Genomic DNA, 13468 nt, shown 5'->3' with positions numbered 1-13468 from the left:
CGGGTCGGATGTTCGTTGAGGCCCGTGACGGGCTCCCAGGTGGCGGCGTTATCGCTACTGCGAAACAGCCCGGCCTCGTCGACACCGGCGTAGAGAACACCTTGAGATCGTGCGAGTGTCCAGATCTGCGAGAGTTTCCGGTCACCGCCCTCGGGCCACTCGGGGGCCTGGGCGAGCTGGACCCAGTCGATGAGATTCTCGGATCGGAAGATGGACGCTCCGAACCAGTTCGATGCTGTTGCGAGGAGACAGGCGCCGTCGGCCGTGTCGGTGAACGCGGTCACCTTCCAGCCAGGCATGATCGGTCCCTCGACGCGGTGCTCGTCGGGATCAAAGAGCCATGCGCCCTTCTCTGTTCCGATTGCGATCACCATTGTGCCTCCTCCTGCCCGCTCAGCGTACCCGAGTGGCCGATCTCGACTTCGCCCATGGCGGCAAGGGGAACGTCGCGGAAGAGTCGGACGGTGACCAGACCGGCCAGGAGGGCGATGGCTCCGGACGCGACGAACACGCCGCGAACCCCGATGGCTGCGGCGGAAGCTCCGGCAAGCGCCATGGACGCCACTTGCGCTCCTGTCATGGCGGTGTTGAGCGCACTGCCTGCACGGCCGCGCTTCTCGGCCTCGACTTCGGACTGCAAGAGCGTTGCGATTGAAGCCTGCAATGGGGTCACGAACCATCCAACGGCAAACAGCGCGAGCATCAGGTGCCACACGGTCCCAGCGAGTGCCATTGAGGCGACGACCAGGCCGGTCCCGGCGAGGCCTGCACTGATCAGGTTCGTCGGGCGGAACTTGGCGGCGAGGACCACCAGGAGGGCTCCACTCAGGACCATCGACGTGACCTGGGAGGCCTCGAGGGCGCCAAACCAGGTTGCGGGGACCTCGAGAACGCCGACCACAAAAGGCACGAGGAGCACATTGACGGCGCCCAGTCCGAACATCACGATCCCTCCGCCGATGAGCACTCCTTTGAGCACGCTCGAGTCTGCAAGCACCCGCAGGCCTACGGTGAGCTCGCTCCACATCGACGGGGAAGAGGATCGGTCGGCGCGTTGGGGCGCTGGGCCGGCCGCCACACGGGAAACCAGCATGGCCGAGACGAGGAAGGTGCCGCTGTCGACGATGAACGTCGGAGCGATGCTGCCTGTGAGTCCGGCGATGAGACCTGCTGCCGCGGTGCCGAGGAGGTTGAAGATGACTCGACTGGACTGGGCGATCGAGTTGGCGGACAGCAGGTGTTCCTCCGGGATGATCTCGGGAAGGATCGCCATGCGAGCAGGTGTGAAGAGTGTCCCGATCGTTGCCTGGGCGAAGGCGACGACATAGAGCAGCCACATGTGTCCTGGTGTCGTCACCAACAAGAAGCCCAGAACGAGCACGCCCCGGACGATGTCGGACACCACCATGACGTACTTTCGGTTCCAGCGGTCGACGTAGACGCCGGCAATCAGACCGAAGAACAGCTGGGGGAGGGCGATGGCGATCGCCGTCGCCGCAACGGCGGCAACGGAGCCTGTGAGATGTTCGGCGGTCAGCAGGAGTGCGAGAGAGGTGAGAGCGTCACCGAAGTTGGAGACCACCTGGCCGGTCCACAACAGTCGGAAATCGTGGATCCGAAGGAGTTCCTTGAGCGCCTTCACGGCACATCTCTTGCAGTCGGATAGAGCGCCCACGTGAAGGCGAAGGGCTCGCCGTCTTCGCCTTCATCCTCGAACTCCTGAGAGAGATCTTCGAGGCGGGTGACGAACTCCTCGAACTGTGCCTTGGAGATCCTGCCGAGTCTGCGCCCGAGACTCAGGCGGCGCTGATCATCGCGTCGGTCGAGCGAAGCGATGCCGTCGACGATCGAGCGGTACAGGTCCGCCCGGGTTGTGTCGAAGACTGTGGAGACCACCGCTTGGGCTCGATCTTGGAGTGTTCCCGACGTGAGGAGGCCCGGCCCGGGGCGATATTGCTTCGCGCTGGCCTCGTAGATGCGTTCCGTCATCGGGCCGACCTTGCGGGTTTCGGCCACCCGGATGATCCCCTTGTCTTCGAGCAGGTTGAAGTGGTGGTAGAGGCGGGTTCGGGGAACCCCGAGGTGTTTGGCGATATCGGTGACCGACCGGGGTTGGTACAGCAACTCGAGGATGGCCATACGTGTCGGTTCTCCGATGGTGCGCAGCGTCTCGAGGTCGTTGATGAGGTAGACGTCTTCCATATCCGGATTGTATTCAAGCGAGCTGAATAGTCAATTTGGTTGAACAAAACGATGCCCGGTTCACGATTCCGCCGAACCCTGGGCTCAGGAGTACCCCAGGGGTACCTGCGAGCCCAGGGTTCGGCTGAGGTCACGGTTTCTTCATCGAATCATGGTCCGGATATGGAGACGCGTGACGACCCGGACCGATGTCCGGGTCGTTCGCCCCTTGCCGTGCCGGCAGAGAGGCTGTGGTCAGGCCCCGCGTCCCTGGTCAGGCTCCGGTGTCTCGCAAGGCCATCAGCACTCTCGGCCCGGAGTATATCTGTTTGTCGACACTATGTCGGAATTCAGCTATCACCAAGGCCGGCGAAGAGGTGGATCGCGTTTCCGTCCGGATCGTGAACGGTGGCGTAGCGTTGACCCCAGAAGGCATCCCACGGAGCGAGGGCCGATTCGTAGCCTGCATCGACGAGGCGGCGGAACGTTGCGTCCACCTCGGTGGGATCGTCACAGAGGAACGCAAAAGCGATGGGACCCGGTCTCGCCGGCGGAGTCCAGTTGCTGTCGAAACTCCGGACCATGTCCTCGGTGTCGAACATCAAACGCGTACCGCCTGGCAACGCAGCTTCGACGTGTCCTTCGCTACCGGCCTCTTCCGGGATATCCAGACCGAGCAGCCGATAGAAGGTGAGTGTGGCCGCCATGTCCTTTACAACCATGCCGATTGCGTCGAAACGTGGGGCCATGTCTTCCTCCCTTGTCAATCGGCGAGCGTGCCGATTACAGCGTTGGTGATCTTCGATGCCGAGAGCCTGTGTTCATCGTATAGGTCGGCGATGACGCCTGTCGCTGCGAAGGTGACTGGACCGAGTGCGTTCACCTTTGCGTCGAAGACAGATCCAAGCCAGGCCATCGTATGGGGGACCCATCGTGGACGGTGACGATCCGAGCATGGCGCAAGGGCTCGGTCCTGTTCGAGCGACGCTACCACTTCCGTTCTCGTGTGAGTAGGTTGGCCATGCGCCCGTCGACTCACGCCAGAGCGAGGAGAGGTCATGTTTCCAGGGGTTGATCTGCAGACCGTCCCTGCACTCACCGAGGAACAGATGAGAGAGGTCGACCGTGTGATGATCGAGGATCTCGGGATCCTTCTCGTCCAGATGATGGAGAACGCGGGGAGGAACCTCGCCGAACTCGCCATCCGCCGGTTTGCTCCGTTGTCGGTAACCGTGCTGGCAGGGACAGGAGGAAACGGGGGCGGTGGCCTGGTGGCGGCGCGCCATCTCGCCAATCGGGGGAGCAACGTCAGCGTGGTGATCACGACGGCGCCGGACCGCCTGGGCGACGTACCGAGGATCCAGCATGAGATCCTGCGAAGGATGGATGTGAGATTCGAGGCCGATCCGCCTGATGCAGATCTCGTCATCGACGCCCTGATCGGCTACAGCCTCCGGGGCGATCCGAGGGGCAGAACCGCCGAACTGATTCGGTGGGCGAAGGGACGGCCCGTGCTGTCGCTGGACACGCCGAGCGGGTTGAACGTGACGAGTGGTGAAGCAGGCGAGCCATGCATCCCTGCGACCGCCACCATGACGCTGGCGCTCCCGAAAGTCGGGTTGCTCGAGGCACCGCAGGTGGGTGAGCTCTATCTCGCCGACATCTCGGTTCCGGCGGGTGTGTACGCGACGATGGGCCTTCGGGTGCCTGTGCCGTTCCGTGAGGGAACGATCGTTCGCCTCCAACAGTCTGCCGGGTGATTCCAGTACCTGGTACCTCGTGTTTCGTGTTTCCTATCGCGACTTCAGGTCGATGCAAGACCGCGGGGTGAGCGTGGCGGCCGTTGCTGTCGGCTTCGAAGGGTCGGAAGACGCAGCGGGTCGATTCAGATCACACCCGCCCAATCCGAGAAAGCGGTCGGGTTGGGCTGTGTCGATGAGCGATGCACGGCCGCCGAGATGCGTGCCATGGAGTGCTCGGCGGGCTCCTAAGTCGTCGGGGAGAGAAACACCACCGGTATCTCTCGGTCCGTCCGGGACTGGTAGGCGATATACCCGGCGTGGGCGTCGGTGATCCTCGGCCACCACGAAGAGCGCTCCTCGGGTGTTGCCGTTCGTGCCGACACGTCGAAGGTCTGCCCTCCGGGAAGCTCGACGGTCGCGCGGGAAGTAGTCATGAGATTCTCGTACCAATCTGGATTGGCGGGCCGTCCGCCCCACGAAGCGATGACGACCAGCGCGGTGGCGCTGCGCAGATACAGCAGCGGCACAGTGTGGAGACGGCCACTCTTTCGACCTCTGGTCGTGAGCAGCAGGATGTCGTTGTGCACCAGCCTGCGTCCCATCCGGCCTCGCGTTACACGGAATGCGGCGGCGTGAACAGCGGAGAGGTACTTGGCGGTTCGGTCGCGCATCAACACATTGTGCCACTGTCTCGACGAAGAGCGGATGGTGGACACACTGGTACGCTGCACCCCGATGCGACTGGTGATCGCACGGTGCAGCGTCGACTATGAGGGACGGCTCACCGCCCACCTTCCCTCAGCGACTCGACTCGTCATGGTCAAGGCCGACGGGTGTGTCGCCGTTCATGCCGACGGCGGTGCCTACAAGCCGCTCAACTGGATGAATGCTCCCAACTTCATTCAAGAGACCGACGGCATGTGGACGGTCACCAACCCGAAGGGGGAGCGTCTCGTTATCACGTTCGAGGAGATCTTCTCGGACCAGGACTTCGAGATGGGCGCGGATCCCGGTCTGGAGAAGGATGGTGTGGAACGTCACCTTCAGGTCTTGCTCGCAGAGCGCCCCTGGGTTCTGGAAGAGGGGCTGGTGTTGATCCGTCGGGAGTACCCAACCGACATCGGGCCCGTCGACCTGCTGTGCTCGGATCGAGAGGGGAACGCCGTGGCGGTGGAGATCAAGCGAAGGGGGGAGATCGACGGGGTCGAGCAACTCGTTCGGTACTTGGAACGCCTTCGCCGCGACAAGCGACTCGGGGAAGTCCGAGGAATCTTCGCGGCGCAGGTCGTCAAGCCGCAGGCGAAGGTTCTGGCCGAGGCGCGAGGGGTTGTGACCGTCGAGGTCGATTACGACGAACTGCGCGGGCTCGAATCGGATCGGCCAACATTGTTCTGATGGTCGATGTGATCCTCTTCCATCCTGAGATTCCGCCGAACACGGGCAATCTGATGCGTCTGAGCGCCAATACCGGGGTTCGCCTGCACTTGGTCGAGCCACTCGGGTTTACCCTCGACGAGCGGCGTCTGCGCAGGGCGGGGCTCGACTATCGGGAATGGGCCCGCGTCGATGTCCACGAGAGCCTGGAGGCGTGTCTTGCTGCCGTCGAACCGCACCGACTGCTCGCCTACTCGGGTGTAGGGAAGCTCCGGTACTCCGATGTGGTCTACCGGGACGACGACGCACTGCTGTTCGGACCCGAGTCGGTCGGACTGCCCGACGAGGTGCTCGATCGGGCGGACGAGGTGCTGCGGATCCCGATGCTGCCCGACCGCAGAAGCCTCAATCTCGCAAACGCCGCGTCGATCGTCGTGTACGAAGCATGGCGTCAGGGCGGCTTCCCGGGATCGGTGTAGGGCGGGCTGGGCTCGTGTTGTGTGTTCCGTGTTTCGTACTCGGTGCTTCCTATCACTACCTCAGATCGCTGGGAGACCGTGGGGCGGGCGAAGCGGCTCTGGCTGGGAGCTGGGGAGACTGGCTGCTGGGAGCCGGCGGTTCACTGCTTCGCCAGTAACTCCAGGACAATGGCTTCGGCCAGGACCGAGCGCCGGAGTTCTTCGAGATCGAGACTCTCGTCTGGCGCATGAATCCGGCTTTCCGGCTCCTGTGCGCCGGTGAGCACGATCGTTGCTCCGGGATAGGTCTCCGAGAACGCCGCGACGAACGGAATCGAGCCACCGACACCCATGTTCACCGGTTCGGTGCCCCAGGCCTCGCGCATGGCAGCGCGGAATATCTCGAAGCGAGGACCCTCCGTTGCGAGAGCGAATGCCTCGCCTGAAGCGCCCGGAGTGACGGTCACCTGGGCGCCCCACGGTACGTGCGATTCCAGATGATTCACCAGTGTCTTCATGGCGTAGGGCGGATTCTGACCTGGAGCGAGACGCATGCTCACCTTCGCTCGTGCGACCGGAACGAGAGCGTTGATCGCCTCGGCGACCGGCGGTGCGTCGATGGCGAGAATGGAGATCGACGGCATGGTCCACAGTCGTGACGTGATGCTGCCCTCTCCGATCAACTCGAGGCCATCGACCACACCTGCCTGTGCGCGGAATTCCGCTTCGGTGAGATCGAGCGGGTCGGCGGTATCGGACGATACGAGGTCCGGGATGGCAACGTTCCCTTGCTCATCATGCAAGGTGGCGAGCGTGCGAGCGAGAATGGTGAGAGCGTCGGGGACCGGTCCGCCGAACTCGCCGCTGTGCAGCGCATGATCGGCTGTGCGTATCTCGATGACACAGTCGACAAGGCCGCGAAGCGAAGTGGTGAGGGCCGGCACGCCGACCTTCCAGTTTCCCGAGTCGCCGATCACGATCACATCGGCGCTAAACAGTTGCTGGTGTTCGTGCAGGAAATCCTCGAGGTGCAGCGAGCCGATTTCCTCTTCGCCCTCGATGATCACTTTGACTCCAACCGGCGGCTTTCCCTCATGGGCGAGCATCGCTCCCACGTGCATGAGCACACCCGACTTGTCGTCTGCGATACCTCGGCCGTAGATGCGCCCGTCACGCTCGGCAGGCTCGAAGGGGGGGGACGTCCACTCGCGTTCGTCTCCGGGCGGCTGCACGTCATGGTGGGCATACAGCAGCACGGTGGGCGCACCCGCCGGGGCCGGATAGTGGGCGAAGACGGCAGGATGGGCGCCTTCGGACTCCAGAAGTCGCACCTCGGGGAAGCCGGCGTCCCGAAGGAGACCTGCGACGACTTCGGCCGAAGCGCGAACATTGTCCGGATCGAAACCGGGTGCGCTCACGGAGGGGACGGCGGTGAGGTCCTCGAGGCCCTGACGGATCGTGTCGAACTGCTGATCAACTGCTGCACGAAGTTTCTCGTATGTCATGTGAGAAGGGTACTGCGACAGAGGTTCGGCTCACGAAGCGACGAGAAGCGGAATTCTCAGCTCCGCCTCTGTGACTCCGCCGTGGTGGCCGACCATCGTGTCGACAGTCCCATAGGGAACCAGAGCGTATCCATCGTCGGCGATCAGGAGGCCGTCCGGCAGCCGCTCGGTGAATCGCGGATGGTAGGGCTCAGGACCCCAGATCCCTTCGAGCTGCGAAACGGCGACCCATGTGGCGGGGAGCGATCGAGCAAGGTCGGCCCCTGCCGTCGGTGGGCCCGAGACATAGACCACTCGATTGTCACCATACAGGATCAGGTCATCGAGTTGCGGGAGGGCGATGCGGCGGTCGTCAGCGATGTCGACATGTCCGTGATCGGCAGTCCCGACGGCTGCGACCCCTTCAGGAAGCCGGGAGATGATGTCGCTCCAGATCTCGGAGACATGGCGAACGGCATCGGCATAGAGGCCGGAACCTTGTCCGCCTGCGTGCCCGGCGGCATCCACATGTGGCAGGTAGACGAGTGCCAGCGTGCCGGGCGTCCGCACGGCATCGAGGGCTACATCGATCTCTGAATCTGCGACTCCCACTACGGTCGACCCGCGGTAGAGCACACGATCGAGAGGGCTATCGAGGAATGCCTCGGGCTCTGTTGCGACGACTCGGCGACCGGCGTGAGCGAGCCGCTCGGACAGATTCGGCGCGGGAAGAAACGCCACAGGATCGAGATCACAGGCCTTCCCATCATCCAGGTACCAGTAGATGGTGTTCAGCACGGACGTGTTCAGGCGGAGCTGGTAGGCGATCAGACCGTGTTGCGAAGGTGGGAGTCCGGTGGCGAGTGTGGAAGTGTTCACGGTGGTCTGGGTGGAAAAGGAGGCGTCCAGACTTCCAACACGCGACGCGAGAAGCGCCTTGGCGCCGGAATGTTCGAGCTGAGCGTCGCCAAGGCCGTCGAACAGCACGAATATGTAGCTCAGTGCCTCGGGGACGGTCGAGGCGAGGTGTCGGGACAGCCCGGGTGAAGGCGCCGTACCGGTGAGCCTCTGCTCGATCTCTGCAACGAGGTTGACGAGCCCGCCGCCCTGATAATCGGGGAATCGCATCAGCAGAGACTACAAACCGTGGACAGGGGTAGCATTATTGGCGAACAGATGCTCGGGGGTCAGCGTGCATCCACTTCTCGACTCAACACCCGAAAGCTGGCGTCGTGATGCCTCGTGCGTCGGCATGGAACCAGGCGTTTTCTTTCCTGGAGAAGATGTGTCATCGGAGCGTGCCCTGGCGGTCTGTGGGGGCTGCCCGGTGCGCGACGAATGCCTGTCGTACGCCTTCGAGTTCCACATGACATCAGGGATCTGGGGCGGCATGAGCGCCGCCGGCCGGCGGGAGCTTCGTAGGGTCGGGAAAGCGCGACGAGCCGGATGACGTGAGCACACACCGGCGAGTTACGGCGCCGTTCCGAGGCTGGGCAGACTCTCATTCTCCATGCGGTACCGTTCGGGCATGCGATCTGCACGTCCGCCGAGGCGCTCTCTGATGCGTCGACTGCTCGCCGGCAAGGGTGTTCTCGTGTTTCTGGCGTTCGGGTTGGTGCTGTACCTGGCCGTTGCACGGTTTCTCGGTGAGAAGGCCCACCTCCCCCCCGTCGACGGCTGGACCCTGTTGGTCCTGGCCGGCGCTCTGGGCGTGGAGTTCGCGGCGAAGGGCGCATTCGCCGGCATGTTCAAGGTCGCCGTGCGGGCGGGAGGGCTCCGCCTGCATTTCCGTGATGCAGTGCGTGCCGCCCTCGTCGCGAGTGGGGTTGCACGCTTGGTCCCGGCAGGAGGCGCGTTCACTCCCGCGGCGATGGCGTGGACGGTTCGTGACGAAGTACCCGGGACGGCCGGTGCGGCACTGCGAACGACGGTGCTCACCTATGGAGGGTTGCTCCTGGGCACCGGCGGCGCGATTCTCTGGGCTCGTGCAGCGGGGCTTGGCGTGGCGCTCAATGCCGGTGTCGTGACAATCGGGATCTCGGGTGTCGCTGCCGGTGTCCTTCTGCTCAGCGGGCCTCGTTGGATGGGCTCGATCACGCGCCGGTTGCCCGAGCGCTTTCGCCGCCTCATTGGACCGACTGCGGTCGACCGCCGGGTGACACCGCTCGAAGTCGGCTTCCTGATACTGCGTCTAGGTGCCGAGGCCGGTTCGATGATTCTTGCGCTGAGCGCCTTTGGCATCGACCTCTCCCCGGTTCGGGGTTTCGTCGTGTATGGAGTTGCCCACCTCGTCGGTGGCCTTCCCGGATCTCCCGGAGGCCTCGGCGTGATCGAAGCCGGACTCGTTGGAGTTCTCGCACTGCTCGGGGTGGCCCCCTCGGTGAGCCTTGGCCCGATCCTCGTCTACAGGGTCATCGCCTACTGGATCCCGGCGGGAGTCGGGATCTTCGCCGGTGCCCATACGTGGATCTCACAGGAAGGGACTGTACGAGTGGAGAGCGAAGACCGACCGCCCGTAGAGTAGGTCCATGCAACATGACAAAGGAGTCGGCATGGACTTCGAACCGTCCGAAGAGCATCAGGCCTTCCGGAAGGTCATTCGGGAGTTCGCAGAGCAGGAGATCGCCCCGTACGCCGAGGAGTGGGATCGAAACCACTCGTTTCCGCTCGACGTCGTTCGCAAGATGGGCGACCTGGGACTGTTCGGTCTGGTCTTTCCCGAGGAATACGGCGGTGCAGATGCAGACTTCACGACGCTGTGCATCGCGATCGAGGAGTTGGCGAGGGTCGACCAGTCGGTTGCGATCACGTTGGAAGCCGCAGTGGGATTGGGTGCGAACCCCATCTTCCAGTTTGGAACCGATGAGCAGAAGCGCCGTTGGCTCCCCGACCTCGTGGCAGGGACGGCCCTTGCAGGGTTCGGTCTGACCGAGCCGGATGCCGGATCGGATGCCGGCGGTACCCGGACAAAGGCCGTGCTCGATGGGGACGAGTGGGTGATCAACGGCACGAAGTCCTTCATCACCAATTCCGGGACTCCGATCACCTCGCTCGTCACGGTGACGGCGAAGACGGGGCCCGACGAGATCAGTTCGATCATCGTGCCTGCGGGAACACCGGGGTTTACGGTCGACCCTGCCTACGACAAGATGGGGTGGAGGGCTTCGGACACCCACGGTCTGACCTTCGTGGACTGTCGGGTTCCGGCGGAGAACCTGCTGGGGGAGCGAGGGAAGGGATTCCGGCAGTTCCTGCACATCCTCGACGACGGCCGGATCGCGATCGCTGCCATGTCGGTCGGCGTTGCCCAAGGATGTCTGGACCTGGCGAGCGCATACGCGAAAGATCGCGAGGCGTTCGGGCGTCCAATCGGTGCGAATCAGGCGGTGGCGTTCAAGCTCGCCGACATGGCGGTTGCGGTGGAGGCGTCCCGGCTGCTGACCTACAAGGCAGCGTGGATGAAGGATGCCGGCCGTTCGTACCGCATGGCCGCAGCCATGGCGAAGCTCTACGCGAGCGAAGCCGCCGTGTCGGCGACGCGTGAGGCGGTGCAGATATTCGGGGGTGCCGGGTACATGGACGAATCCCCGGTGTCCCGGTTCTATCGCGACGCCAAAGTGCTCGAGATCGGCGAGGGAACGAGCGAGATCCAGCGACTCGTGATCTCGAGGACGCTCGGTCTGCCGGTGCGCTGAACCTGGAGGCGGAAGGAAGCACCGTTCTCCGGATCGGCGCCATTGCGGTAGCGCTCCAGGTGTGCGAACCTTGGAGCGCATGGCTGTCATCGACATCGACGGGTTCGTGGCCGGTGAGAAGATGCATGCGATCGAGCATGGCTTCCATGTGCACGACGAGCGTCATTTCATTGAAACGTATTCACTCGGCCAGCAGTGGGAAGTGGACCTGCACCCGGAGAACGCCTGCGGAGGCCCGCTCGATCTCCACATGGCGCTGGAGGTCGATCCTCGGGTCGTGCTTGCCTTCGAGGACAGGGTGTTGCAGGACGAAACAGAACCCGAAGATGTCTTCCATCTTCCGTTGCACTTCAACTGGGTGTTGCCTCCGCTTCCTTCCCCGCCGGATCTCCTCGTGTTGGCCACCGAACTCGCCGGAGTCGCCGGAACGGTGCTTCCTGTCGAAGTGTCGGCTATCGATTCGTTCGCGTCGGTGACCGATGCTCCTCAGCGGAGTCTTGCGATCACCGGAAAGGTGGAGGTGTCTGTTCGCGACATCTATATCGCCCAGGTACATCTGTGTGATGTTCTCGATCGCTGCAAGGAGATCAGCGAGTTCCTCCTCGAGCAGGCACCGGATTGGCTCTCGGCCTGAGGGAACCTGGCGATTCCCGGCATCGTGTGATGGCGGTGTCTAGGCTGCTCTGCGCAGCCTACCGGACAGCATCGTGCAGAGACTCACCGCGGTCATAGACAAGATCAACGACGCGTTTGGCATGTTCGCGGGATGGCTTACGGCGGTGCTTGTTCTCGTAGTGGTCTTTGACGTCGTGACACGCTACGTCTTCAACTTCTCAATCGTTGCGATGCAGGAAGGCGAGTGGCATGTCTACTCACTCATCTTCCTGCTCGGGGCAGGATGGGCGCTCAAAGAGGATCGCCACGTCCGTGTCGACATTTTCTACACGAACCAGTCTCCAAGAGTCAAAGCTTGGATCAACATCATAGGGACCCTCATTTTCCTGCTTCCGTTCTCTGCCCTTGCGTTCTTCTCCTCGGTTCCCTACTTCGAAGCCTCACTGAGAACGCACGAGGGCTCACCGGATCCGGGCGGTCTTCCGGGCCGGTGGGTGCTCAAGGGCGCGATCCTGCTCGGGTTCTTGCTTCTGTTCCTGCAGGGAATCGCCGAGTTGATCAAAGCTGCGCGCTTTCTGGCGGGGAAGAACCCCGAATACGCGGAGAAGGTCGGATGAGTCGGAGCGTGGCGTAGGCATGGAAGGAATCATTCTTTTCGCTGCCGCCATGGTCCTCCTGGTTCTCGGCTTTCCGGTGGCGTTCAGCCTTGGCGGGCTTTCACTATCGGTCATGTTCCTCGTCGGCTCGGATTTTCTCGGTCTCTACCCGAGTCGAGTGTTCGGTGTGATGCACAACACGCTGCTCATGGCGGTTCCGCTGTTCGTGTTCATGGGTGTGATGCTGGAGCGGTCGGGGCTTGCCGAGGAACTGCTCGAGACGATGGCGCTGTTGTTCGGTCGGATCAAGGGTGGACTGGCGATATCGGTGGTGGTCGTCGGTGCGATGCTCGCCGCCTCGACCGGAATCGTCGGTGCGACCGTTGTGACGATGGGTCTGCTCAGCCTTCCGACGATGCTGAAGCGCGAATACAGCCCCGCAGTGGCAACCGGCACGATCTCGGCCTCGGGAACGCTGGGTCAGATCATCCCTCCGAGCATCGTGCTCGTTCTTCTGGGGTCGGTGTTGAACGTATCCATCGGGGAGATCTTCTTCGCCGCAATGATCCCTGGCTTCATCCTGGCGGGCCTGTACGTCCTGTACCTCTACGTGCTCGGACGGGTTCGTCCCGACCTGGCGCCGTCGATGCCTGAGGCGGATCTGGCCCATTTTCACGGACGGGTGGCGGTCGTCCAGACGTTCACTTCCCTCGTTCCACCGCTCCTTCTCATCTTGGCCGTGCTGGGCTCGATCTTCTTCGGTGTGGCGTCGCCGACGGAAGCCGCGGCGGTTGGAGCCGTCGGAGCATCGCTGCTGACGGTGGCGCGTGGCAAGTTCACCAGGGCCACGGTCAAGGCTGCCATGACCGAGACGCTGGGTCTGACCGCCATGGTGTTCACGATCCTGCTCGGTGCCACCGCGTTCGGACTCGCGTTCCGAGCGCTCCACGGGGATCTGTATCTGCAAGAGGTGATCAGGGACGCCAACTTGGGTGAGATGGCGTTTCTGCTGATGTTCCTTGGTGTGATCTTCATTGCCGGGTTCTTCATCGACTTCATCGAGATCACGTTCATTCACGTCCCGGTCGCAGCACCGATTTTCCATGCGCTCGGGGTCGACATGGTCTGGCTCGGCGTCCTGATCGCCATCAACCTGCAGACATCGTTCCTCACGCCGCCGTTTGGGTTCTCGTTGTTCTACTTGAAGGGTGTTGCTCCACCGGAGATCAAGACGACACACATATACAAGGGCATTATTCCGTTCGTCATCATCCAGGTTGTTGGACTCGCGTTGGTGATCTTGTTTCCCGAACTGGCGCTCTG

17 protein-coding genes are annotated in these 13468 nt (G+C 62.9%); 9 read left to right on the top strand and 8 right to left on the bottom strand.

Annotated elements, in window-relative coordinates; translation table 11 throughout:
- From GWP04_10415 to GWP04_10395, 5 genes are all read right to left on the bottom strand, one after another.
- Positions 1-374, bottom strand: a 374-nt coding sequence (locus tag GWP04_10415; protein NIA25964.1) for a hypothetical protein, incomplete at its 3' end; no start/stop codon positions are given.
- Complete coding sequence (locus tag GWP04_10410) at positions 368-1642, bottom strand: MFS transporter (GenBank protein ID NIA25963.1); 1275 nt, start codon at positions 1640-1642, stop codon at positions 368-370. The genes GWP04_10415 and GWP04_10410, both read right to left, overlap by 7 nt.
- Positions 1639-2202, bottom strand: coding sequence for a helix-turn-helix domain-containing protein (locus GWP04_10405; protein NIA25962.1), 564 nt, complete (start codon positions 2200-2202; stop codon positions 1639-1641). The genes GWP04_10410 and GWP04_10405 overlap by 4 nt, the downstream gene beginning before the upstream one ends.
- A gap of 329 nt (positions 2203-2531) precedes the next feature.
- Positions 2532-2930, bottom strand: coding sequence for a glyoxalase (locus GWP04_10400; protein NIA25961.1), 399 nt, complete (start codon positions 2928-2930; stop codon positions 2532-2534).
- 14 nt (positions 2931-2944) lie between these two features.
- Positions 2945-3097 carry a hypothetical protein gene (locus tag GWP04_10395; protein NIA25960.1) on the bottom strand — a complete coding sequence of 51 codons (153 nt, stop codon included), beginning with the start codon at positions 3095-3097 and terminating at the stop codon, positions 2945-2947.
- A 142-nt stretch (positions 3098-3239) separates the two neighbouring features.
- On the opposite strand from GWP04_10395, the gene GWP04_10390 reads away from it, so the two are divergent.
- Entirely contained in the window at positions 3240-3941 is a 702-nt protein-coding gene (locus GWP04_10390) for an NAD(P)H-hydrate epimerase (GenBank protein ID NIA25959.1), read from the top strand.
- Between the two features lie 227 nt (positions 3942-4168).
- Here the strand turns inward: GWP04_10390 and GWP04_10385 are convergent, their stop codons facing one another.
- Entirely contained in the window at positions 4169-4594 is a 426-nt protein-coding gene (locus GWP04_10385) for a nitroreductase family deazaflavin-dependent oxidoreductase (GenBank protein NIA25958.1), read from the bottom strand.
- A 64-nt stretch (positions 4595-4658) separates the two neighbouring features.
- On the opposite strand from GWP04_10385, the gene nucS reads away from it, so the two are divergent.
- Both nucS and GWP04_10375 read left to right on the top strand, forming a co-directional pair.
- Positions 4659-5318 carry an endonuclease NucS gene (nucS, locus tag GWP04_10380; protein NIA25957.1) on the top strand — a complete coding sequence of 220 codons (660 nt, stop codon included), beginning with the start codon at positions 4659-4661 and terminating at the stop codon, positions 5316-5318.
- The gene (locus tag GWP04_10375; protein ID NIA25956.1) at positions 5318-5776 is read left to right on the top strand and encodes a tRNA (uridine(34)/cytosine(34)/5-carboxymethylaminomethyluridine(34)-2'-O)-methyltransferase TrmL; all 459 of its coding nucleotides are present in this window, start codon (positions 5318-5320) and stop codon (positions 5774-5776) included. Before nucS ends, GWP04_10375 begins: the two co-directional genes overlap by 1 nt.
- A gap of 140 nt (positions 5777-5916) precedes the next feature.
- Here GWP04_10375 and GWP04_10370 read toward each other — a convergent pair whose 3' ends face one another.
- Positions 5917-7260, bottom strand: a complete 1344-nt coding sequence (locus tag GWP04_10370) for a M20/M25/M40 family metallo-hydrolase (GenBank protein ID NIA25955.1) — start codon at positions 7258-7260, stop codon at positions 5917-5919.
- A gap of 30 nt (positions 7261-7290) precedes the next feature.
- Positions 7291-8367: a hypothetical protein gene (locus tag GWP04_10365; protein ID NIA25954.1), complete on the bottom strand. Its 1077-nt coding sequence runs from the start codon at positions 8365-8367 to the stop codon at positions 7291-7293.
- 124 nt (positions 8368-8491) lie between these two features.
- Here GWP04_10365 and GWP04_10360 point away from each other — a divergent pair, with 124 nt between their 5' ends.
- The 6 genes from GWP04_10360 to GWP04_10335 form a co-directional block, all read left to right on the top strand.
- On the top strand, positions 8492-8689 hold the full coding sequence (locus tag GWP04_10360) for a WhiB family transcriptional regulator (GenBank protein ID NIA25953.1): 198 nt from the start codon (positions 8492-8494) through the stop codon (positions 8687-8689).
- A 78-nt stretch (positions 8690-8767) separates the two neighbouring features.
- Positions 8768-9763, top strand: a complete 996-nt coding sequence (locus GWP04_10355) for a hypothetical protein (GenBank protein NIA25952.1) — start codon at positions 8768-8770, stop codon at positions 9761-9763.
- A 28-nt stretch (positions 9764-9791) separates the two neighbouring features.
- The gene (locus GWP04_10350; GenBank protein ID NIA25951.1) at positions 9792-10934 is read left to right on the top strand and encodes an acyl-CoA dehydrogenase; all 1143 of its coding nucleotides are present in this window, start codon (positions 9792-9794) and stop codon (positions 10932-10934) included.
- Between the two features lie 79 nt (positions 10935-11013).
- The gene (locus tag GWP04_10345; protein ID NIA25950.1) at positions 11014-11568 is read left to right on the top strand and encodes a hypothetical protein; all 555 of its coding nucleotides are present in this window, start codon (positions 11014-11016) and stop codon (positions 11566-11568) included.
- Positions 11569-11689: 121 nt separating this feature from the next.
- Positions 11690-12166, top strand: a complete 477-nt coding sequence (locus GWP04_10340) for a TRAP transporter small permease subunit (GenBank protein NIA25949.1) — start codon at positions 11690-11692, stop codon at positions 12164-12166.
- Positions 12167-12185: 19 nt separating this feature from the next.
- Positions 12186-13468: TRAP transporter large permease subunit (locus GWP04_10335; protein NIA25948.1), on the top strand; the 1283-nt coding region annotated here is incomplete at its 3' end.

The organism is Gammaproteobacteria bacterium, from assembly GCA_011682695.1.
GTDB lineage: Bacteria > Actinomycetota > Acidimicrobiia > Spongiisociales > UBA4744 > BMS3Bbin01.
This window is presented reverse-complemented; position numbering and strand designations above follow the sequence as displayed.